The organism is Sanguibacter sp. HDW7 (assembly GCF_011300875.1).
Lineage (GTDB): Bacteria > Actinomycetota > Actinomycetes > Actinomycetales > Cellulomonadaceae > Flavimobilis.
The window spans coordinates 2,858,661-2,881,375 of the sequence record NZ_CP049862.1 but is presented as its reverse complement, the minus strand read 5'-3'; the positions used below and the strand labels follow the sequence as shown (position 1 = coordinate 2,881,375).

Annotated in this window: 16 protein-coding genes and 1 pseudogene; 11 read left to right on the top strand and 6 right to left on the bottom strand. The window is 73.5% G+C overall.

Annotation, left to right across the window (positions count from 1 at the left end):
- The first annotated feature begins 57 nt into the window (after positions 1–57).
- The 5 genes from G7063_RS15145 (at position 58) to topA (ending at position 7,771) form a co-directional block, all read left to right on the top strand.
- Complete coding sequence (locus tag G7063_RS15145) at positions 58–1,110, top strand: hypothetical protein (RefSeq protein ID WP_206188157.1); 1,053 nt, start codon at positions 58–60, stop codon at positions 1,108–1,110.
- A gap of 52 nt (positions 1,111–1,162) precedes the next feature.
- Positions 1,163–2,731 (top strand): methyltransferase, encoded by a 1,569-nt coding sequence (locus G7063_RS13030; protein ID WP_166414775.1) that lies wholly within the window; start codon positions 1,163–1,165, stop codon positions 2,729–2,731.
- A gap of 29 nt (positions 2,732–2,760) precedes the next feature.
- A complete protein-coding gene (locus G7063_RS13025) occupies positions 2,761–3,492 on the top strand; it encodes an endonuclease/exonuclease/phosphatase family protein (protein ID WP_166414774.1) in 732 nt (243 codons plus the stop codon).
- 72 nt (positions 3,493–3,564) lie between these two features.
- A complete protein-coding gene (locus G7063_RS13020; RefSeq protein ID WP_240916090.1) occupies positions 3,565–4,755 on the top strand; it encodes a phosphatase PAP2 family protein in 1,191 nt (396 codons plus the stop codon).
- Positions 4,756–4,912: 157 nt separating this feature from the next.
- Positions 4,913–7,771 carry a type I DNA topoisomerase gene (gene topA, locus G7063_RS13015; RefSeq protein WP_166414773.1) on the top strand — a complete coding sequence of 953 codons (2,859 nt, stop codon included), beginning with the start codon at positions 4,913–4,915 and terminating at the stop codon, positions 7,769–7,771.
- A 458-nt stretch (positions 7,772–8,229) separates the two neighbouring features.
- On the opposite strand, the gene G7063_RS13010 is transcribed toward topA, so the two are convergent.
- From G7063_RS13010 to G7063_RS13000, 4 genes and pseudogenes are all read right to left on the bottom strand, one after another.
- Positions 8,230–8,973: a DUF559 domain-containing protein gene (locus tag G7063_RS13010; protein WP_240916089.1), complete on the bottom strand. Its 744-nt coding sequence runs from the start codon at positions 8,971–8,973 to the stop codon at positions 8,230–8,232.
- A gap of 33 nt (positions 8,974–9,006) precedes the next feature.
- Positions 9,007–9,153: pseudogene (locus G7063_RS15520) on the bottom strand (type IV toxin-antitoxin system AbiEi family antitoxin domain-containing protein); the annotation flags it as partial.
- A gap of 525 nt (positions 9,154–9,678) precedes the next feature.
- Positions 9,679–12,297, bottom strand: coding sequence for an ABC transporter permease (locus G7063_RS13005; protein ID WP_166414771.1), 2,619 nt, complete (start codon positions 12,295–12,297; stop codon positions 9,679–9,681).
- A complete protein-coding gene (locus tag G7063_RS13000; RefSeq protein ID WP_166414770.1) occupies positions 12,294–13,106 on the bottom strand; it encodes an ABC transporter ATP-binding protein in 813 nt (270 codons plus the stop codon). Before G7063_RS13000 ends, G7063_RS13005 begins: the two co-directional genes overlap by 4 nt.
- 172 nt (positions 13,107–13,278) lie before the next feature.
- Here G7063_RS13000 and G7063_RS12995 point away from each other — a divergent pair, with 172 nt between their 5' ends.
- The 5 genes from G7063_RS12995 (at position 13,279) to G7063_RS12975 (ending at position 18,795) form a co-directional block, all read left to right on the top strand.
- Positions 13,279–14,313 carry a Gfo/Idh/MocA family protein gene (locus G7063_RS12995; protein WP_166414769.1) on the top strand — a complete coding sequence of 345 codons (1,035 nt, stop codon included), beginning with the start codon at positions 13,279–13,281 and terminating at the stop codon, positions 14,311–14,313.
- A gap of 52 nt (positions 14,314–14,365) precedes the next feature.
- Entirely contained in the window at positions 14,366–15,070 is a 705-nt protein-coding gene (gene tmk / locus G7063_RS12990) for a dTMP kinase (RefSeq protein WP_166414768.1), read from the top strand.
- The gene (locus tag G7063_RS12985) at positions 15,067–16,212 is read left to right on the top strand and encodes a DNA polymerase III subunit delta' (RefSeq protein ID WP_166414767.1); all 1,146 of its coding nucleotides are present in this window, start codon (positions 15,067–15,069) and stop codon (positions 16,210–16,212) included. Before tmk ends, G7063_RS12985 begins: the two co-directional genes overlap by 4 nt.
- A gap of 166 nt (positions 16,213–16,378) precedes the next feature.
- Positions 16,379–16,981 (top strand): helix-turn-helix transcriptional regulator, encoded by a 603-nt coding sequence (locus G7063_RS12980; RefSeq protein ID WP_206188156.1) that lies wholly within the window; start codon positions 16,379–16,381, stop codon positions 16,979–16,981.
- A 296-nt stretch (positions 16,982–17,277) separates the two neighbouring features.
- Positions 17,278–18,795 carry an MFS transporter gene (locus G7063_RS12975; RefSeq protein WP_166414765.1) on the top strand — a complete coding sequence of 506 codons (1,518 nt, stop codon included), beginning with the start codon at positions 17,278–17,280 and terminating at the stop codon, positions 18,793–18,795.
- 127 nt (positions 18,796–18,922) lie between these two features.
- Here G7063_RS12975 and G7063_RS12970 read toward each other — a convergent pair whose 3' ends face one another.
- Positions 18,923–19,570 (bottom strand): response regulator transcription factor, encoded by a 648-nt coding sequence (locus G7063_RS12970; protein WP_166414764.1) that lies wholly within the window; start codon positions 19,568–19,570, stop codon positions 18,923–18,925.
- 33 nt (positions 19,571–19,603) lie between these two features.
- A complete protein-coding gene (locus G7063_RS12965; RefSeq protein ID WP_166414763.1) occupies positions 19,604–20,857 on the bottom strand; it encodes a sensor histidine kinase in 1,254 nt (417 codons plus the stop codon).
- A gap of 221 nt (positions 20,858–21,078) precedes the next feature.
- Between G7063_RS12965 and G7063_RS12960 the strand changes: the two genes are divergently transcribed.
- Complete coding sequence (locus tag G7063_RS12960) at positions 21,079–22,668, top strand: alpha/beta hydrolase (protein ID WP_166414762.1); 1,590 nt, start codon at positions 21,079–21,081, stop codon at positions 22,666–22,668.
- The last annotated feature ends 47 nt before the right edge of the window (positions 22,669–22,715 follow it).

Here is a 22,715-nt window from a genome sequence, read left to right as displayed (position 1 = left end):
TGCCGCCGAGCCCTCGCGCGCACGTCGCGACGGCACCGATGACGACAGGGGACCCTCATGGCACTGCGCTTCAATCCTGCCCCCGGCTGGCCGCCGGCCCCCGAGGGCTGGACGCCCCCGCCCGGCTGGCAGCCCGACCCGTCGTGGCCGCCGGCACCGCAGGGATGGGCGCTGTGGGTCGACGACGCCGCGCCCGCGGGCTATGGCGCTCCGGCCGCCGCGTCCGCGCCTGCGGCGCCGTCCGCGCCGTCCGCGCCCGACGGCTTCGCCCCGCCGCCCCCGGCCGGCGCGCAGGCGGCGCCCGACGGATTCGCACCCGCGCCCCCGGCCGCCGCCCCCGCCACGCCGGCGTTCGGCGCGCCGGCCGTGCAGCCCCCGGCCGGTGCGGGTGCTCCGCCGTCGTTCGGCCAGGCGACCTACGCGTCGCCCGGCGGCTCCGCTCCCGCGCCGCTCGGGTCGCCCTCGCTCGGCACCCCGGGTGCCGGTCAGCCGGGGCTCGTCGTGCCCGGCAGCAGCAAGTCCGGCATGGGCGTGTGGATCGCGTTCGTCGTCGTCCTGCTCCTCGCCGTCGGCGGGTACTTCGTGTGGCAGGGACTGTCGAAGGACGACGACAAGACGCCGTCGACCGCTCCGACCGCGCAGCCGACGACGCCGAGCGTCGCGCCCACCGACGCACCCGCCCCGACGGACACGCCCACCGTCCCGGAGCCGACGGACCTCCCGACCGACGTCGCCACCGACGAGCCGACGGACACCCCGACGCTGCCTGGGCTCCCGGGCGATCTCGGCGACTGCATGGCGTTCTCCGAGGCCATCGGCGGCTGGTCGATCGCGCTCTTCGAGCCGGACGTCAAGGGCTACCTCGCCAAGGTGGACGTCGCCCTGCCGAAGCTCGAGGCGACGGCGCCCCCTGCAGGGCTCGAGGACGAGTGGGCGACGTACGTCGCGGGCGTCAGGACGATCACGGAGCACATGCGCTCTGCCGACCCGTCGGCGTCGCCCATCACCGTCATGACGGAGTTCCTCGTCGGCGACGGCAGGTCGATGGCGGAGGACTTCAACGAGGCCGGCGAGGCCGTGACGACCGCGATCGAGAAGTCCTGCATGTGACACCCCTCGTCCCGCGTCGCGCCCGTCGGGTGCGGCGCGGGATGATGGGCGGGTGAGCCACCCACCGCGTCTTCTCCTGGATCTCGTCCCTGCGCTGCGCGCCGATCTGCGTGCCGCGGGCTTCACCGTCGCGGGCGTCGGCGAGGTCCTCGGGGAGGTCGCGCTCGACGCGCTCGGTCGCGAGGAGGCGGTTCCCGCGCGTCTCGCGGTCGCGAGGCTGCTCGCGGACCCCGGGGCCTCGGCGTTGCGCGCGCGGGCCGTGCTCACGTCGCTCTTCCTGCTCGGCGGCACTCTCGGACGTGAGGACGTCGCGTCGGCCCTGCCGACGGTCGGCGTCGAGGGCGCGCTCGCGCTCGGGCTCGTCGGGCCGGGACCGGCGGCCGACGACGGGACGCTCGTCGCGCTCGTCGACCTGCGACCGTACGCGGCCGACGACGCGTGTGGGCCGGTCGACTGGTGGCTCGTCTCCGACCTCGGCGAGCTCGCGACGGGCCGCGCCCTCGAGCCCGACCACGTACTCGGGGCGGGCGGCGCGTCGCTCACGCTCGCGCAGGTGACGTCGCGCGCGGACGTCGGGCGGGTGCTCGACCTCGGGACGGGCTGCGGCATCCAGGCGCTCCACGCGACGCGGCACGCGCGGACGGTCGTCGCGACCGACCTGTCGGCGCCCGCGCTCGCGTTCGCGGCGTTCACCGCTGCGCTCAACGACGTCGACGTCGAGCTGCGCGAGGGCTCGATGCTCGAGCCCGTCGCGGGAGAGCTCTTCGACCTCGTCGTCTCCAACCCGCCGTTCGTCATCACGCCGCACACGCCCGCGGGCGACGACGCGCTGCCGCTGTTCGAGTACCGCGACGGAGGGCGCGCGGGCGACGACCTCGTGCGCGACCTCGTCACGAGCGTCGGCGCCGTCCTCGCCCCGGGTGGCACGGTGCAGATGCTCGGCAACTGGGAGGTGCGGCGCGGGCAGGACTGGACCGAGCGCGTCGGGGAATGGCTCGACGCGTCCGGCCTCGACGGCTGGGTCGTCCAGCGCGAGCTGCTCGACCCCGCGCGCTACGCGGAGACGTGGCTGCGCGACGGCGGGCTCACTGCCGACCGCGACCCCGAGGGCTACGCGGCCGCGTACACGGCGTGGCTAGACGACTTCGCGAGCCGCGACGTCGAGGCCATCGGCTTCGGCATCGTCTACCTGCGCAAGCCTGCGGACGGGCGCGTGAGCCTGCGCCGGCTCGAGGAGCACACGGGAACCGTCCACCAGCCGCTCGGCGAGCACCTCGCCGCGTCGCTCGCGGCGCACGACTGGCTCGAGGCGCGCACCGACGCCGCGCTGTGCGACGAGCACCTCCTCGTCGCGCCCGACGTCACCGAGGAGCGCTACCTCACGCCCGGCGCGGAGGACCCCAACGTCGTCATCGTGCGCCAGGGCGGCGGCCTCGGACGCGGCGTCCACGCGTCGACCGCGCTCGCCGCGCTCGTCGGGGTGTGCGACGGCGAGCTGAGCGTCGGACAGATCCTCGGCGCGATCGCCGCGCTCTTCGAGGTCGACGCCGACGAGCTCACGGCCGAGGTCCTGCCTGGCGTCCGCGGGCTCGTCCGCGACGGCCTCCTCACCCCCGCCTGATCCGGGAGGCTCCCGTGCGGCTGCGCGTCATGACCTACAACCTCAAGTCCCTCGCGCTCGACGCGGCCGCCGCGCGGCGCGTCGTGCGTGCCGAGGCGCCCGACGTGCTGCTGCTCCAGGAGACGCCCCGCTGGCTGCTCGGACGACGGCGCACGCGCGCGTTCGCGCGGTCCGTCGGGCTCGAGGTCGTCGCGGGCGGGATCGCGGGCCGCGCCTGCGCGATCGCCGTCGCGCCGCACCTGCTCACGCAGGTCGTCGAAGGTCGCGGCGTCGCGATCGAGCCGCGCTGGGTGCGGTTCCGCACGGGATGGCCGACGCCGCGCGGGTACGCGTACGTGCGGCTCGCACGGGGCGGGACGCTGCCGGGGCGCGTGGCCGACGCTCCCTCGCCGGCCTCGGAGCAGCCCGCCGCGGGCGAAGTCCTCACGCTCGTGAGCGTCCACCTCTCCGCGCAGCGCCCGTCCCGCGCGATCCACGTGCCGGTGTACCGGGCGCTCGCGGCGCGCGAGGCGCCCGACGTCGTCGTGGGCGGCGACCTCAACGAGAACCCGCGCGGCCCGAGCGTCCTCGCCCTGCAGCCGCCGCTGCGCGACGCGGACGCGTCGCAGGCGCCGACGGAGCCCGCCGACGTGCCGCGCACGCGGCTCGACGGGTTCCTCGTCGGCGACACGGTCACGGTGCGCTCGGTCCGGGTGCCCGACGGTCCCGACGTGCTCGTCGGCTCCGACCACCGCCCGGCCGTGCTCGAGCTCGTGTGGTGACCTCGTGCTTCGACGCACGCCGTCGACGCGCTCTTCGCGCAACCGTCACACGCGCTCGCTAGGTTGGGCGACGTGACCCATTCCTCCAAGCCGGACGACGTGACGCAGCCGGTGCCGCTCGGCGGGGCCGGTGCGGCCCCGGGCGCGCGCTCGGAGCCGTCCCTCGCCACCGCGGCGTTGCCGCGGGTGGGCCTGCCGACGACGGCACAGCCGCGAGAGGACCTGCCGACCGCAGCCGTGCCGCAGGTCGAGGCGAGCACGCAGCGGCTCGGGCGCGTCGAGCCCACGACGCCGCCGCTCGGGACGCCTGTGACATGGGGCGGGCCGGCGCGCGAGCCCGCAGCGCCCGCACCTCGGACGCCCGGCCTCGGGGCGCCCGTCGTTCCGGTACCTGTCCCGGCGCCCGCCAGCGTGACGTCCGCGCGCCTCGTGCCGCGCGTCGTCGCGCTCGTGACGTTCGCCGCGTTCGCCGTCGCGTTCGGCCAGACGGTGCGGATCTTCCTCGGCACGGCCGCCGGACAGCGATTCGACGAGCTGGCTCTCGCCGGCTCCGAGCACGGCTCGAGCACCCTGTGGCACGTCGCGGGGCCAGTGCTCGACGTCGTCTCCGTCGCGTTCATCGCGGTCGCCGTCGTCGTCGTCCTCGTCATCGCCGCGCTGCGGCGCGCGTGGGGGCTCGGGCTGCAGGTCGCGGTGCTCGTCGCGGGTGCCAACCTCACGACGCAGGTGCTCAAGCACGACGTCCTCGAGCGGGCAGACCTCGGCGTCCTCACGCAGCGTCCTGGGAACTCCCTGCCGTCCGGGCACACGACCGTCGCCGCGTCTGTCGCGATCGCGCTCCTGCTCGTCGTGCCCCGTCGTGCGCGGCCGTACGTCGCGCTGCTCGGCGCCGCGTGGACCGCGGCGACCGGGGTGTCGACGCTCGTCGGGCAGTGGCACCGGCCCTCCGACGTCCTCGCGGCGTTGCTCGTCGTCGGCGCCTGGACGGGACTCGTCGTCGCGTTCACGCCGCGCTCGGCCGTCGACCGCACCTCCGGCGGGGCGATCTCGACGACGGCGGGCGCCGTGGTGCTCGGTCTCGGCGCGCTCGTCGGCGGGGGCTTCGCGGTGCTCACGCTCGGGGCGGGCATCACCGTGCCCGGGCTCGAGGCCGACGACGTGGTCGCGTATGCGGGGTCCGTCGCGGCCGTCGTCGGGCTCACGTGCGTGCTCTTCCTCGTCGCGCTGCAGCTGCGCCAGGAAGCGGCGCGACGTCCGCGCTGACCTGACCACAGGAGCGTCCGCCAGGACGCCCTCCACGGATCCTGGGCCCGCCAGGCCCTCGGGACGTGGCCCGAGTACGATCCCGTACGCTGACACGGTGCGCCCGGAGCGGGCGCCAGCAGGACGCGCCCGGTCGGGCACGAGGAAGCAGGCAGTGATGTCGTCAGGTCGCAAGCTCGTCATCGTGGAGTCGCCCGCCAAGGCGCGCACGATCGCGTCGTACCTCGGTGACGGGTACGAGGTCGAGGCGAGCGTCGGCCACATCCGCGACCTGCCCCAGCCCTCCGAGCTCCCGGCGGAGATGAAGAAGGGCCCCTTCGGCAAGTTCGCCGTCGACGTCGAGAACGGCTTCGAGCCGTACTACGAGGTCTACGGCGACAAGAAGAAGAAGGTCGCCGAGCTCAAGCGGCTGCTCAAGGACGCCGACGAGCTCTACCTCGCCACTGATGAGGACCGCGAGGGCGAGGCCATCGCGTGGCACCTGCTCGAGGCCCTGCGGCCCAAGGTGCCCGTCAAGCGCATGGTGTTCCACGAGATCACGCGCGAGGCCATCCAGCGCGCGCTGCAGAACACGCGCGACCTCGACGACCGGCTCGTCGACGCGCAGGAGACCCGACGCATCCTCGACCGCCTCTACGGCTACGAGGTCTCGCCCGTCCTGTGGCGCAAGGTCCGCCAGGGGCTCTCGGCCGGCCGCGTGCAGTCCGTCGCGACGCGGCTCGTCGTCGAGCGCGAGCGCGAGCGCATGGCGTTCGTCAACGCCGAGTACTGGGACGTCTCGGGCGAGTTCACGACCGCGGGCGGCGACCAGTGGTTCTCCGCGCGCCTCACGGGCCTCGACGGAGCGAAGGTCGCCTCGGGCCGTGACTTCTCCGACCGCGGTGAGCTCAAGGGCTCGGGCGTCGTCCACCTCGACGAGGCCGCCGCGCAGGCCGTCGTCGCCGGGGCGCAGGACGGCACCGCGACCGTCCGCAGCCTCGAGACCAAGCCGTACACGCGCCGACCCGCCGCACCGTTCACGACCTCGACCCTCCAGCAGGAGGCCTCGCGCAAGCTCCGCATGAGCTCGCGCCAGACCATGCGCACGGCACAGACGCTGTACGAGAACGGCTACATCACCTACATGCGTACGGACTCGCCCGCGCTGTCGACGCAGGCGATCGACGCCGCGCGCCGGCAGGCCGCCGAGCTGTACGGCGGCGACTTCGTGCCCGCCAAGCCGCGCATCTACACGTCGAAGGCCAAGGGCGCGCAGGAGGCCCACGAGGCCATCCGTCCTGCGGGCGACGAGTTCCGCACCCCGCAGCAGGTCGCGACCGAGCTCTCGGGCGACCAGCTCAAGCTCTACGACCTCATCTGGAAGCGCACCGTCGCCTCGCAGATGGGCGATGCGCGCGGATCGACCGCGTCGGTGCGCCTCGGCGTCACCGGCACGCGCCCCGACGGCTCGGCGCTCGACGCCGTGTTCTCCGCGTCCGGCACCGTCATCACGTTCCGCGGCTTCCTCGCTGCGTACGAGGAAGGGCGCGACACGGAGCGCTACGACTCCGACGACGCCGAGGGCTCGCGCCTGCCGACGATGGCCGAGGGCGACGCGATGACCTCGCGCGAACTCGCCGCCGCCGGTCACTCGACGACGCCCCCGCCGCGCTTCACCGAGGCGAGCCTCGTCAAGGCGCTCGAGGAGCGTGGCATCGGCCGCCCGTCGACGTACGCGTCGACGATCTCGACGATCCTCGACCGCGGCTACGTGCTCGCGCGCGGCCAGGCCCTCGTGCCGTCGTGGGTCGCGTTCGCGGTCGTGCGCCTCCTCGAGGAGCACTTCCCGAACCTCGTCGACTACGACTTCACTGCCGCGATGGAGGCCGACCTCGACGAGATCGCGGCGGGCGAGCGCGACCGCACCGCATGGCTGTCGCAGTTCTACTACGGCTCCGAGGCCGGTCCGGCGGACGGCGGCCTGCACGGGCTCGTCGAGAACCTCGGTGACATCGACGCCCGCGACATCAACTCGGTGACGATCGGCGACGGCATCACGCTGCGCGTCGGCCGTTACGGCCCGTACATCGAGGACGCGTCGGCGCCCGTCGCCGAGGGCGAGAACCCGCCGCGCGCGTCCGTGCCCGACGACGTCGCGCCCGACGAGCTCACGGTCGAGCGTGCCCGCGAGCTTCTGTCGACGCAGGCGGAGGGCGACAATGTCCTCGGCCAGGACCCCGTGACGGGCCACGACATCGTCGCGAAGAACGGCCGTTACGGCCCGTACGTGACCGAGGTCCTGCCCGAGCCCGAGCTCGAGGAGGGGCTGTCGGCGGCGGCGCGCAAGCGTGCGCTCGCCGCGTTGCCGAAGCCGCGCACCGGCTCGCTCTTCAAGTCGATGTCGCTCTCGACGGTGACGCTCGATGAGGCGCTGCAGCTGTTGTCGCTGCCGCGCGTCGTCGGCGTCGACCCGGAGTCGGGCGAGGAGATCACGGCGCAGAACGGCCGCTACGGCCCGTACCTCAAGAAGGGCACGGACTCGCGGACTCTTCCGAGCGAGGAGCAGCTGCTGACGATCACGCTCGAGGAGGCGCTCGCGATCTACGCGCAGCCCAAGCGTGGCCGTGGTGCGACGGCGTCCGCGCCGCTGCGTGAGCTGGGTGAGGACCCGACGAGCGGCAAGCCGATCGTCATCAAGGACGGCCGCTTCGGTGCGTACGTCACGGACGGCGAGACGAACCGCACGCTGCCCAAGGACGCGCCGATCGACTCGGTGACGTTCGAGCAGGCGGTCGAGCTCCTCGCCATCAAGCGTGCCGCGGGCCCCGCCAAGAAGCGCACGGCGGCTGCGAAGAAGCCGGCGGCAAAGACCGCGGCGGCCAAGAAGCCGGCGGCAAAGACCGCGGCGGCCAAGAAGCCGGCCGCGACGAAGACCGCTGCAGCCAAGAAGCCGGCGACAAAGGCGACCACCAAGTCCCCCGCATCGAAGACCACCGCAGCCAAGAAGCCGGCAACGAAGAAGCCCGCCACCGACTGACCCCGGCATCCCCTCCCGTTGTTCCGATAGCCGATCCGACCACTTCACGTGTTCGGATCGGCTATCGGCATTTCCGAGGGGAGTCGGAGTCTCGCTCGATAGCGGATCCGGACACCTGTTGTGTTCGGATCCGCTATCGAGGGCCTTCTGGACGATGCTGCTTCAGACTCGATAGCTGATCCAGACACGAAGTGCGCACGGATCCACTATCGGACGTTCGAGATGTGGGTCGCCGGGATGGGCTGGGCGCTAGGGCGCCGTGCCACGAGCGGCTCGATCGACGGGCTCCGCCGCGGGCTCATCCTGCGCGGCTCAGCGAGCGTGCCACGAGCGACCCGATCGGCTATCGACACACGTACCGTGTGCGTAGATCGGTATCTACGCACACGGTACGTGGATCGGCTATCGACGCTAACGGTGCGTGGATCGGCAATCGACGCGCGAAGCAGGTGGATCGGCTATCGACGTGCGCGGAGCGTCGCGAGCGTCGTGCGGACCGTCGAGACGAACCGGTCCGGCTCATACAGCGCCACCCGTGCGGGGAAGCGGAGGACGGTCCTGCCCGACGCATGCATCCGGTTGTCGCGCGCACGATCCTCGTCGGCCCGCCGCTCGTGCGCGGCGCGCCCGTCGATCTCGACATCGAGCTGGACGTCGTCGAAGAAGATGTCGGCCCGTCCGACGATGCCGATCTCGTCTCTCACCTGGATGTTGGCCAGCCAACCGGTAATGCCTGCGGCCCGGAGAGAGTCATGGCCCTTGCGTTCGGCGACGCTGAACGCGCCATTCACGGTCGCGTCGAGAAGACGGCGGAGCTGACGGTTCCCGACGAGCCCTGGATGCTCGTGAAGCGCACGCTCGATCCCGTCGCGGTCGAACTGCTCATGCGCGGAAAGCCATGCCGACAGGTCGAGCGAATCGTCGAACGGGAGCCACGCCAAGGCGTCACGCCACGCGCGGTCTCGGTGGACGACGAGCGCAGGCGCACCGCCGAAGGTCCCGACGCGCTCGACCTCCCACGACGCGAGGGGCACCCGGTGCGGCTTGATGCGGTCCCGGATGCCATCGCCGAGCTGATCGGTCCAGATGTCGACGTGTTCGAGCGGTGGGACCGGCGCTCCGTGCCAGGCTGCGGCGGCGGGACCCATGACGATGGAGCCGGGGCGGTGCACCCAGGTCGCAATGACCGGCGCGATGAACATCTGACGGGACGCTGCGCTCACGAGCCCGCGTGCGGGAAGCGGCATCCAGACGCCGGACGCGATGCGGTAGCTGACCTGCCGGGTGGTGTATCCGGCGGCGTGTGCCTGTGCGCGGGTGAAGACACCTCGCTGGCGGCGGGCGATCTCGGGGACGTCGTCGGGTCGCAGGAGCGTCGGCATGGGGCGATCGTCGTCGTCGCGGGCGGTGCGCGCGGCGCGAACCCCTAGATCTGTGGATAGTCGGGCCGCTACGACGTATGTGGTCAGCCTCGTCGAGCTGCCTCGACGACTGGTGGTCGCGTCACCGACGCGCCGTGGCCGTGTCTGTGAGCAGCACGGCCACGGAGTCATCGCCGAGGCGGAAGAACTGCGGCTCGTGCAGGTCCGAGCCGCGGATAGCCGATCCGTGCACGTATAGCGGCTCGATGGGCTATCGAGACACAGGGGGTCGCGAGGTCAGACACGTCGCAGCTGACTGCACGAGCCTCCGGGAACCTGCTCGATAGCCGATTCGTACGCGTGACATGTGCGAATCGACTATCGAGCGCACGAGGGGGCGTAAGCGTGTGGCTCGATAGCCGATCGGTGCACGTGACGTGCATCGATCGGCTATCGAGCCACTAGGGGTGGGGGAGGGGGTGGGAGGGGAGACAGGGGGGTGGCGGCCAGGGGATGAGGGGAGCCTGGTGGAAGAGGAGCAGGAGGTTACTCCGACGCCAGGCCCTCCAGGACCGGGACCCTCGATGCGCGGATCGCCGGCCACAGGGCCGCTCCCACGCCGACGACCGCCGCGAGCAGCACGAGCACACCGAGCGAGCCCCACGGGACGACGAGCGAGCCCATCCCCATGTCCTTCATGACCGTCGGCAACGTGCTCGCGACGCTGATGCCGACCGCGATCCCCAGCGCCGTGCCGAACACCGCGGTGAGCACCGCCTCGATCCCGATGACGCTCGAGAGCTGCAGGCGACCGAGCCCGACGGCCCGCAGCAGCGAGATCTCGCGGCGGCGCTCGACGACGGACAGCGCAAGCGTGTTGACGATGCCGAGGACGGCGATGAGGATGCTCAGCCCGAGCATCGCGTAGACGACCGCGAGCATCTGGTCGATCTGGGCGGCGAGCGAGCTCGCGAACTCCTCGGCGTCCTCGACGGACAGCGCGCCGTACTCGGCCACGGCCCCGGCGACGGCGGTCTTCGCCGCCGCGATGTCGACGCCCGGGGCGGCGTCGACGAAGACGACGTCGGTCTCGTGCGTCCCTGCGGCGCCTGCCGTGGCCAGGACGCCGTCGGGCACGAATGCGGCTGCGCCGAACGCCGCCGAGCTGACGATGCCGCCGACGCGCAGCGTCACGGTGCCCTGGCCGCCCTCGACGGGGTCGAGGCCGGGGCCGAACGTCACCATGTCGCCGACCTTCCACCCGGCGGCCTTGGCCTTGGGCTCGAGGGCGAGGAGCTCGCCGTGCTCGGCCGCGTCGATGTCGCCGGAGACGAGGTGGAGCTCGGCGGCCTCCGTGCGCAGGTTGGCGGGCGCGTCGATGATCCAGTCGGACCCGCCGTCGCCGGCGAACGTCGTGAGCGCGGACAGGACGGGGTAGGTGGTGCCGACCTCGGGCAGGGCGTCGATCGCGCCGACGGTGCCGTCGGGGACGCTCGGGTAGCCGGAGACGATGAGGTCGGCCTTGAGGTCGGACGTCACGACGTCGCGCAGCGACGCCTGGGCGGACGCGGCGAGCACCGCCGACGCGGAGACGAGCACCATGCCGATGGTGAGCGCGCCGGCGGTCGCCGCGGTGCGGCGCGGCTGGCGGACGACGTTTCCGCGGGCGAGCGCGCCGAGCGGCTTGGCGAGCACGACGGACGGCCACGCGAGCACCGTGACGACGGGCTTCGCGAGCAGCGGCGCGAGGACGAGAGTCCCGCACACGAGCGCGAACGCTCCGAGCGCGATGAGCATCGCGGAGACGTCCGAGCCGTCGCCCGCGGCGACGTCGAGCAGCGACTCCCAGCGCTCTGCGGAGACCTGCGTCGCGGCGACGAGCGCCCCGACGCCGAGGGCGACGGTGAGGCCGCCGAGGATCCCGCGGACGCGCAGTCCACGCTCGCTGGGCATGTCGTCGCGCATGGCCTCGACGGGGGCGACGAGCGCGGCGCGACGTGCCGGCAGGAGCGCTCCGGCGACGGAGACGACGACGCCGACGGTGAGGGAGAGGACGACGGTCTCGAGGTCGGGCGCGACGGACCCGCCGAGCGGCGTGCCGGCGGCGGCGATGAGCGCGCCGACGCCTGCGCCGAGCGCGGCGCCGAGGCCGATGCCGACGACGGAGCCGAGCACGCCGACGACGACGGCCTGGACGAGGACGGATCCCAGGACCTGGCCGGGCGAGGCGCCGATCGCGCGGAGCAGCGCGAGCTCGCGGCGGCGCTGGCGGACCTGCATGGAGAAGGCGTTGGCGATGAGGAAGGTCGCGACGGCGAGTGAGACGCCGGCGAAGCCGAGCAGGAAGATCTGCATGAAGCCGATCATCTGGTCCATGCCGTCGCGGACGTCGGCGCGCACCGTGTCACCGGTGACGGCCTCGGCCTCGGTGGCGCCGGGGGTGCCGGAGGCGGCGAGCGTGCTCGCGACGGCGTCGCGCAGCTGGTCCTGGCTGACGCCGGGTTCGGCCTCGACGGCGATCTGGGGGACCGTGCCGTCGGGCGCGAACGCTGCGAGGGCGGCGTCGGGCGCGAACCCGACGATGAGAGCGCCGGCGAGCTGGCCGTCGACCTGGCTCACGCCGGTGACGGTGACGTCGCGGACCTGGCCGTCGACGACGACGGTGGTCGTGTCGCCGGTCGTGAGGCCGGCGCTCTTCGCGGTGCGGGACTCGAGCGCGATCTCGTCGGGCTGGGTGGGGACGCGTCCGGAGAGGTAGGGGTAGCGGGCGTCGTCGGCGTAGAACGCCATGCCGAGGGTGGGCGCGCCGCCGGTCGTCACGACGGTGCCGTCGGCGCCGAAGAGCACGACCATGCCCGACGCCTCGGGGCGTGCGTGCGCGACGCCGGGGGCGGTCGCGACGACGTCGGCGAGCGCGGTCGGCACGTTCGTGTGGACGGTCGTGGTCCCGCCCATGATCGGGTCGACCCCGACGGTCTCGGAGCTGCCGCGCACGTAGGCGTCGCCGCTGGCGGACGTCTCGATGACGTCGTCGATCGTGTCGGTGAGCAGGCCGCGGTAGCTGAACGTGCCGGCGATGAACGCGACGCCGAGCGCGACGGCGAGGACGGCGAGGGCGGTGCGGCCGAGGTGGGCGCGGATGTCGCGCAGGGCGATCCGTCTCATGCGGTCACCGCCGCGGGTCGGGCGTCGGCGGCGAGCGCGCCGAGGCGCTCGAGGACGGTCTCGGCGGTCGGGTTCTCGAGGACGTCGGCGAGGCGGCCGTCGGCGAGGAAGAGGACGCGGTGGGCGTAGGAGGCGGCGCGGGCGTCGTGCGTCACCATGGCGACGGTCTGGCCGAGCTCGTCGACGGACCGTCGCAGGAACGCCAGCACCTCGCCCGCGGAGCGGGAGTCGAGGTTGCCGGTGGGCTCGTCGGCGAGGACGAGGGAGGGCCGCGTGACGAGTGCGCGGGCGCAGGCGACACGCTGCTGCTGGCCGCCGGAGAGCTCGCTGGGGCGGTGGGTGAGGCGGTCGCGCAGGCCGACGGCCTCGACGACCTCGTCGAACCAGGCTCGGTCGACGGCCTGACGGGCGATGTCGAGGGGCAGGGTGATGTTCTCCTCGGCGGTGAGCGTCGGCACGAGGTTGAAGGACTGGAAGACGAAGCCGAGGTCCGTGCGGCGCAGCTTGGTGAGGGCGCGCTGGCGCATGCGGGTGACGTCCTGGTCGCCGACGACGACGGTGCCGGACGTCGGGCGGTCGAGGCCGGCGAGGCAGTGCATGAGGGTCGACTTTCCGGAGCCGGACGGGCCCATGATCGCGGTGAGGCGGCCCGCCTCGATGTCGACGTCGACGCGGTCGAGAGCGGTGACGGCGGTCTCTCCGGCGCCGTACTCCTTGGTGAGGTTGCGGGCCCAGGCTCGGGCGACGCGGCCGGCGGGGAGGACTCCGACGCTGGTGGCGCGGGGGTCGTGAGCGGTCGCGGTGGTCATGGGGTGCTCCTCGGGATGGTCATGGGTGGTCCTGGTCACCGGTCGACCCTCCCGCGATGTCCGTACCGAGCGGTATCGGGTGATGCCCTGGGCGGACCCTGGACGTCGCATGGGGGAAGACCCTGAGTGGCGGCCGGGACCTTTGTCCGCGCCGGCGGGTAGCGTTGCGCGCATGAGCGACGTCGCCCTCCCCGGTCCTGTTCCCACGTCCGTCCCCGACCCGGCGTCCGCGCCGCCGGTGCGCTGGGGGATCCTCGGTGCGGGCTGGATCGCGGGCTCGTTCGCGGAGGCCGTGCGTGGCTCGACGCGCTCGCAGGTCGCGGCGGTCGCGTCGCGCGACCGCGTGCGCGGGGAGCGGTTCGCGACGGCGCACGGCATCCCGACGACGCACATCGGGTACGACGCTCTCGTGGCCGACGAGCACGTCGACGTCGTCTATGTCGCGACGCCGCACTCGGAGCACCGTGAGCACGCGCTGCTCGCGATCGAGGCGGGCAAGCACCTGCTCGTCGAGAAGGCGTTCACGCGCAACGTCGCGGAGGCGCGGGAGGTGTTCGACGCGGCGCGCGCGGCGGGCACGTTCGTCATGGAGGCGATGTGGACGCGGCACCTGCCGCACGTCGCCGCGCTGCGCCAGGTGATCGCGTCGGGCGTCATCGGCGAGGTCCGCCACGTCGCCGCCGATCACGGTCAGTGGTTCGGCTTCGACCCCAAGCACCGCCTGTTCGCGCCGGAGCTTGCTGGCGGCGCGCTGCTCGACCTCGGCGTGTACCCGGTGTCGTTCGCGCACGACCTGCTGGGCGTGCCGTCGACGGTGACGGCTGTCGGCGAGCTCACGGAGACGGGGGTCGACGGCCAGGTGTCGATCGTCCTCGACCACGGTGGTCGTGCGCAGTCGACGCTGTCGACGACGCTGTGGGCGAAGACGCCGACGGTCGGGCTCGTCTCGGGGACGCTCGGGCGCATCGAGATCGCGGGCGACTTCTACGCGCCGACCGCGTTCCGGGTGGCGCTGCGTGACGGGACGACGTGGACGTACGAGCGCCCGGTCGCGCACGGCCTCGCGTACGAGGCCGCGGAGGTCGCGCGGTGCGTGACGGAGGGGCTCACCGAGTCGCCGCGCATGACGTGGCAGGACACGCTCGACGTCATGACGACGCTCGACGAGGTGCGCCGCCAGGTGGGTGTCGTCTACCCCGGGGAGTGAGCGCGGGCCCGGCCGGGCCTCAGGTGTCGGTGGCTCTCGGTAGGCTGGCGGGGTGACTTCGATCCTCTCCGGCAGCCCTGCCGACGCCGGCATCTTCGTGTCCTTCGAGGGCGGTGACGGCTCGGGCAAGACGACGCAGATCGGCCTGCTGGGCGACTGGTTCGCGCGCCTGGGGCACGAGGTCGTCGTGACGCGGGAGCCGGGTGGCACGACGCTCGGCGCGGAGCTGCGCAGGCTCGTGCTGCACGGCGAGGACATGGTGCCGCGCACGGAGGCGCTGCTCTACGCGGCGGACCGTGCGCACCACGTGTCGACGGTCGTGCGGCCGGCGCTCGGGCGCGGGGCGGTCGTCGTGACGGACCGCTACCTCGACTCGTCGGTCGCGTACCAGGCGGGCGGGCGTGAGCTCGGCGCGGACGAGGTCGAGAACCTCTCGCTGTGGGCGACGGGCGGACTGCTGCCGCACGTCACGGTTCTGCTCGACATCGACCCGGCGGTCGGCGTCGCGCGTGTTCCGGGCGGCCTCGACCGGCTCGAGCGGGCGGGCGACGAGTTCCACGTGCGCACGCGCGAGGCGTATCTCGCGCGCGCTGCGGCTCACCCGGAGCGGATCGTCGTCGTCGACGCGTCGCAGCCGGTCGAGGAGGTGCACGCGCTCGTCGTCGCGGCGGTCGCTGGGCACCTGGGCATCGACGAGGCGACGTCGGTCGCGGTCGTGACGGATGCTCCGGCGGCCGCGGACGGGCCGCGCGCATGACGGACGTCTGGGCGGAGGTCGTCGGGCAGGAGGACGCTGTCGCGCGCCTGCGCGCGGCGGCGAACGACGACGCGGCGATGACGCACGCGTGGCTCGTCACGGGCCCTCCGGGCTCGGGACGTTCGGTCGCGGCGCGCGCGTTCGCGGCGGCGCTGCAGTGCTCGGGCGATCCTGCGGCCGACGAGGTCGCGGTCGCTGAGGTGCGGGCGGGCACGCACCCGGACGTCACGGTCGTGGCGACGGACAAGGTGACGATCTCGATCGACGAGGTGCGCGGACTCATCGGGCTCGCGCAGCGGGCACCCGCGCGCGGCCGGTGGCGCGTCATCGTCGTCGAGGACGCGGACCGCATGCTCGAGCGCACGTCGAACGTGCTGCTCAAGGCGATCGAGGAGCCGCCGCCGCGCACGGTGTGGGTGCTGTGCGCGCCGAGCCCGCAGGACGTCGTCGTGACGATCCGCTCCCGGTGCCGGCAGGTCGCGCTGCGCGTGCCGCCGGTCGAGGCCGTCGCGCAGCTGCTCGTGGAGCGGGACGGGCTCGAGCCTGGGCTCGCGCTCGAGTCGGCGCGGGCGGCGCAGTCGCACGTGGGCATGGCGCGCCGGCTGGCGCGGGACCCGGAGGCGCGGGCGCGTCGTCGGCGGATCCTCGAGTCGGCGGCACGGATCCGGGGCGTCGGCGACGCGGTGCTCGCGGCCGACGACCTCGTCGAGACGGCGAAGGCGGAGGCGGCTGCGCGTTCGGAGGAGCGTGACGTCCGTGAACGGGCGGAGCTCCTGCGCGCGCTCGGGGTCGAGGCGGGGGCGACGGTGCCGCCGGCGCTGCGGGCTCAGGTCAAGCAGCTCGAGGAGGACCAGAAGCGGCGCGCGACGCGGCAGCAGCGGGACTCGCTCGACACGGCGATGCTCGACCTGCTGTCGCTCTACCGTGACGTGCTCGTCGTGCAGCTCGGGGCGTCGGGGGACGTCGCGCTCGTCAACGAGGGCGCGGCGGAGCTCGTGCGTTCGCTCGCTGAGCAGTCGACGCCGGAGCAGTCGCTGCACAGGATGGATGCGATCGGCGAGGCTCGCCAGCGTCTGGCGGGCAACGTCGCCCCGCCCCTGGCGCTCGAGGCGATGATGGTCGCGCTCCGCCCCCAGGTCTGACCCCAACCGTCCGCGAGATAGGGGTCTGCACGCGAGATAGGGGTCTGCCGACCCCTATCTCGGCGGGAGACCCCTATCTGGCGGGGGCGGGGAGCACGTTGTGTGCAAAGGACTTGTTGCAAAGAACCCCTTGCAAAGAAGTCTTTGCATGCGTAGTGTTCAGAGCATGACGCACGACGACCAGACCCAGCGGCACTACCCGGAGCCCGTCAGCTCCGCCGCGCTCAAGGCGCTCGCCCACCCGATGCGCGTCGCGATCTTCGACGCGATCGCCCACGGGCCCGCCACCGCGAGCACCCTCGCCGAGCAGCTCGGGGAGTCGTCGGGCGCCACGAGCTACCACCTGCGGCAGCTCGCCCGCCACGGCCTCGTCCGCGAGGCCGAGGGCCTCGGCCGCGGCCGCGAACGCTGGTGGGAGAAGGTCCCCGGCGGCGTCACGGTCGGCGCGAGGGCCGACGCCGGACCCTCCGAGAAGGCCGCCGCGCGCATGGTCGTCGGCGAGCTCCTCGGCCTCCGCGAGAAGGCCCTGCGCGCCTACGTCTCCGAGCTCGAGTCGTTCGACGAGGACTGGCAGGAGGCCAGCCTCATCTCGACCGTCCACCTCGACCTGCCGCACGAGATCCTCGACGAGCTCGGCACCCGGCTCACCGAGCTCGTCGCCGAGTACGCCGAGACCTACGGCAGCGAGCGCGCACCCGCACCCGGCACGCGCTCGGTCGCCGTCCAGATCGCCGCGTTCCCCGTCGTCGGGGGCCGCGAGAACCCCTGACCGTCGCGGCGGCCCTGGCCGCCGCACCCGTCCCGACGGCATAGCCGTCGCACCGTCCCGACGGCCCCGCCGCCACATCTCCCCGACGGCACCGCCGCCACCCCGCACCGCCGCGACCCTGTACCTCCGACACCACCGACCGGACTGCCGGCGCGGTGCTCCGTCGACCCCTGAGAGGAAACCGCCATGCGCATCCGCCGCCGCCCCGCCCGCAACCGCCCCACCTTCCCGAGCCGCGACGTCGCGACCGACGCCCTCGGCCGCCCCGTGCTCTACGGCGCACCGCGAGCCGGCCGATGACCGGCGCCGACGGCCGCCCGGAGTCCGGGACGAGCACGGCCGAGCACGTCGCGCCCGCATCCACCACGCAGGCGTCCGACGACGGCCGCCTCACGACGACCGGCCTCCTGCCCGGCTTCGGCCGCCTGTGGACGTCGTCGATCGCGTCGAACCTCGCCGACGGCATCGGCCGCGTCGCCGTCCCGCTGCTCGGCACGACGCTCACCCGCGACCCGCTCGCCATCTCGGTGCTCGGCGCGCTCGCGTTCCTGCCGTGGCTGCTGCTCGGCCTGCCGGCGGGCGTGCTCGTCGACCGCGTCGACCGTCGTCGGGCGATGGCCGTCGCCAACGGCGTCCGCGTCCTCGCCGCCGCAGGCCTCGCGCTCACCGTCGCGACCGGCTCCGTGACGATCTGGTGGCTCTACGCGGCCGTGCTCGTGTGGGGCGTCGGCGAGACCGTCTACGACAACGCGGCGACCGCGCTCGTGCCCGACTACGTCGAGCGCCACGGCCTCGACCGCGCCAACGGCCGCATGCAGTCGGCGGAGATCGTCGTGCAGACCTTCGTCGCGACGCCGCTCGGCGCGTGGCTGTTCGCGGTCGCGATGGTCGTGCCGCTGTGGTCCACCGCTGCGGGCTTCGCGCTCGCGGCGCTCCTCGTGCTCGCGCTGCCGACGGCGGTCGCCGCGGGCGCCCGCGCGGCGGCCCGGACCGGGTCGTCCGGCGGTGTTCCCGACGTGCCCGACGCGGTCTCCTCCGACGACGACGTTCGCGACGACGTCCTGCCTGCTGCGTCGTCCGCGCCGACCGTCGCCGTGGCGGCCGAGCTCCTCAGCGACCCGGAACCGGCGGGGGACCGCGAGCCGGTGCCCGACCACGAGCCGGCACCCGATCACGAGCCGGCGCAGCCACGCACCGGCGTCCTCGCCGACATGCGCGACGCCCTCGGCTTCGTGTGGCGACACCGGTACCTGCGGCAGATGACCGTGCTCACCGTCGTCGTCGGCAACGCCCTGGCCTTCGGGCAGGCGGCCAGCCTGCTGCTGTTCCTCGACACGTTCGGCGTCTCGGAGGCGTCGGTCGGGGCGCTCACGGCCGTCGTCGGTGTGGGTGCGCTCGTGGGTGCGATGTCCGGGGGAGCCGTCGTGCGGCGGATCGGCCGCGGTCGGACGCTCCTCGTGGGGACGCTCGTCGGAGGCGTCGGGCTGCTGCTCGTCGGGCTCGCACCGAGCCTGTGGACGGCGCTCGCGGCGTACGCCCTGGGTGCGGCCGGCGTCTCGCTGTGGAACGTGCCGTGGGGCGCGCTGCGTCAGATCCTCGTGCCGAGCCACCTGCTCGGGCGCGTGAGCGGTCTGCTGCGCGCGATCAACTGGGGTCTCATGCCGGTCGCGACGCTTCTCGGCGGCTGGGTCGCGCGCGCCGACCTGCAGCTCCCCTTCGCGCTCGGCGGCGCGGTCGTCGTCGTCATGTCGGTGCTCCGCTCCCGCACGATCCTCCGCGCGGACGCAGAAGCAGAAGCCACCCCCCAGCACTGACCCGCAGGCCAGCCGGCCCACGACCTAGTCCCTCCGCCGTGACCTAGTCCTCCCGGCGCGACCTAGGACGCGCGAGCGACTAGCTGGCGCCGGGAGGACTAGGTCGCCGGGGCAGCGGTCGCCGGGACTACGTCGTCGCCCTGAGGTAGTTGACGACCGCCCGGACCCGGCGGTGGGTGTCCGTGTCGTCGGGGGAGAGGTCGAGCTTCGCGAAGATGCGCTGCGTGTGCTTCTCGACCGCACCTTCGGTGACGTGCAGGCTCGCCGCCACCGCGGCGTTCGACAGCCCCTGCGCCATGAGCGTCATGACGTCGTGCTCACGCGGCGTGAGCGCCTGGACGGGGTCGCGCCGCCGCGACATGAGCCGCCCGACGACGTCCGGGTCGAGCGCGGTCCCGCCGCGCGCGACGTCCTCGAGGGTCCGGCACAGGTGCTCGACGTCGGCGACGCGGTCCTTGAGGACGTAGCCGACGCCGCCGACGCCCGTCGCGAGCAGCTCGTCGGCGTAGGCGACCTCGACGTACTGGCTGAGCAGGACGACGGGCGCGTCCGACCACGTGCGCCGCAGCTCGAGCGTCGCGCGCAGCCCCTCGTCGGTGCCGGACGGCGGCATGCGCACGTCGCAGATGCCGACGTCGGGCCGCTCGGCGAGCATCGCCGTGACGAACGAGGTGCCGTCGCCGACGGCCGCGACGACGTCGTGCCCCGCCTCGCTGAGCAGCAGTTGCAGGCCCTCGCGCAGGAGGACGGAGTCGTCGGCGACGACGATGCGCACGCGCGCTCCTTCGGTCGGGAGCGCGCCCGCCGATCAGCCGGCGCGCCAGGGGACGACGGCCCGCAGGACCGTCGGACCGCCCTCGGGCGAGTCGATCGTGAGCGTACCGCGCGCGCCCTCGAGGCGTCGGGCGAGGCCGGCGAGCCCTGTGCCCTTGGCAGGGTGCGCGCCGCCGACGCCGTCGTCGAGCACGTCGACGTACAGCGCGTCGCCCGCGACCTGCAGCGTCACCTGCGCACGGGTCGCGCCCGAGTGCTTGGCGACGTTCGTGAGCGCCTCGCTCACGACGAAGTACGCGGTCTGCTCGACGACGGGGTCGGGCCGTCCGGGCAGGTTGACGTCGACGTGGACGGGCACCGTCGCGCGCGACGCGAGGTCGTCGATCGCGACGGCGAGGCCACGGTCGACGAGCAGCGGCGGGGCGATGCCGCGCGAGAGCGCGCGCAGCTCGTCGAGGGTGTCGGTGGCCTGCCGGACCGCGGACTCGAGCGCCTCGGCGGCACGCTCCGGGTCCTCGGCGAGGTGCGTGCGGGCGCGGCCGAGGTCCATCTGCAGCCGGACGAGCCGCTGCTGCGGGCCGTCGTGGATGTCGCGCTCGAGCCGACGCAGCTGCGCGGCCTCAGCGGCCGTCGCTGAGCTGCGGGCCACCTCGACGCGGTCCACGTCCGACTCGAGAGTTCCCCGCGTCGTGAGCAGCAGCGTCGCGAGCCCGGCGTGGAGACGGGCCGAGCCGCGGACGACCCAGGGAAGGGTCACGAGCGCGACGACGCCGACGGCGAGGTTGACGAGGGACGCCATCGTGCGGCCGTCGCCGAGCCCGAGGAGCCCCGCGAGCGTGCCGTCGAGATCCGGGAGCCAGCCTTGCCAGAACCAGTAGGTGAGACCCCCGAGCGTCAGTGCCCACCAGGTCACGGTGAGCGTGAACGCGACGAGCGACGTGACGAGCGCGACGATCGACCACAGGGCGTCGAGCCAGGCCTGCGGGTCGCGCAGCGGGAGGAGGGCGCGGCGGACCCGGGAGTCGTCGGGGCCGGGGCGAAGGTAGCGGGCCGGCGGGACGTCGTCGCCGAGAAGCCGGCGCAGCCGCACGCGTTCGAGCTGCGCGAGGCCGCGTGCGCCGACGAGCGTCGCCGCGAGCAGCGGCACGCCGACCCACACGACGGCGAGCCCGATGCCTGCGGTGAGCCCGGTGAGGACCAGGGAGAAGGAGAAGACGGTGAGCGGGAGCGACGTGAGCGTGTAGATGCTCGCTCCGGCGACGCGTCCGCGGCGGGTCTCGGTGTTCATACCTCCACCCTTCCGTGGCGTGGTCACGGCCACGATCCTGCCACCCCGACGAATCCTGTCGGGCTACCCCGACAACTTGTTCTCCCGTCGCGCTACCGCGAGATAGGGGTCTGGCGTCGAGATAGTGCTCCGCAGACCACTATCTCGACGCGGAACCCCTATCTCGCGGTCCCGGTGGGCGGTGTGGGGCGAGTGTCCGTGGGGGCGGCTACCGTGGGGGCGTGCCCGTCGACCCCCGCCGTCCGTCCGTCCGTCCCCGTCCCCTGCGTGCTGCCGCCGTGTTCGCCGCGCTCGCGCTGCTCGTCTCGGGGTGCGTCGCGAGCAAGCAGGCGACGCCTGTGGACGACGACGGCCCGACGGCCGCGACAGACCTGCCCGCGAACTTCGACTCGCTCCTTCCCGAAGGCCTCGACCCGGCGTTCCGCGACTACTACGCGCAGCAGGTCACGTGGGACGGCTGCATCGGCGGGCGTCTCGAGTGCGCAACTGTCTCGATCCCCGTGAGCTGGCGCGACGCGTCACTCGGCTCGGCGTCGCTCGAGGTCGTGCGCTCGCCCGCGCGCGGCGAGAGCGTCGGCTCGATCCTCGTCAATCCCGGTGGTCCCGGCGGCTCGGGCATCGACTTCATCGAGTCGGCCGTCGGCCTCGTGAGCCGGGAGGTCACGGAGGTCTACGACCTCGTGAGCTTCGACCCACGCGGCGTGGGGCGCTCGACGCCCGTCGAGTGCGTCGACGACGACGTGCTCGACCGCATGACGCAGACGGACCACGACGTGCGGACCGCCGAGGGGCGCGCGTCGTTCGAGGCGGAGCAGAAGACGTTCGCGGACGGCTGCCTCGCACGCACGGGCACGCTGCTCGGCAACGTCGACACAGCGTCGGCGGCCCACGACATGGACCTGCTGCGGGTCCTCGTGCGGGACGAGTCGCTGCAGTACCTCGGCTACTCCTACGGCACGCAGCTCGGGGCGGCGTACGCCGGCCAGTTCCCCGAGAGGGTCGGGCGGCTCGTCCTCGACGGCGCCGTCGACATCACGCAGACGAGCGACGAGGCGAGCCTCGGGCAGGCGAAGGGCTTCGAGCTCGCGCTGCGCAACTACGTCACGTCGTGCCAGGCGGGCGCGCAGTGCCCGCTCACGGGCGACGTCGACTCCGGGCTCCAGCTGATCCACGACCTCACGGAGCGTGCGCTCGCGAACCCGTTGCCGACGGACGACGATGCCCGCCCGCTCACGCGGAACCTCGCGTTCTACGGCATCGCGGTCGCCCTCTACTCGGACGCCTCGTGGCCGTACCTCACGGCCGCGCTGCGCCTCGCGCTCGTCGAGGGTGACGGCACCGGGCTGCTCCAGCTCGCCGACATGTACAACGATCGTCAGCCCGACGGCTCCTTCGGCACGAACAGCTTCTCGGCGTTCCGCGCGGTCGGCTGCGCCGACTCCCGCGGCTCGACCGACCTCGCGACGATGGAGGCCGACCGCCTCAAGATCCTCGAGGTCGCCCCGACGCTCGGGGAGTCGTTCGCGTTTGGCGGGCTCGTCTGCAAGGACTGGCCGACGCCGGTCGCCGAGGTCGACTACGACATCTCGGCGAAGGGAGCGGCGCCCATCGTCGTCATCGGGACGACGGGTGACCCGGCGACCCCCTACGCCAGCGCGGAGGCGCTCGCTGCGACGCTCGACTCCGCCACGCTCCTCACGTGGGAGGGCGAGGGGCACACCGCGTACGGACGCTCGAACTCGTGCATCCAGGGTGCCGTCGACGCCTACTTCCTCGACGGCACCGTGCCCGCGGAGGGTCTCGTCTGCTGACGTGAGGCAACCGACCCGCACGGATTTTGCGCGGGCCGGGTTCGCTG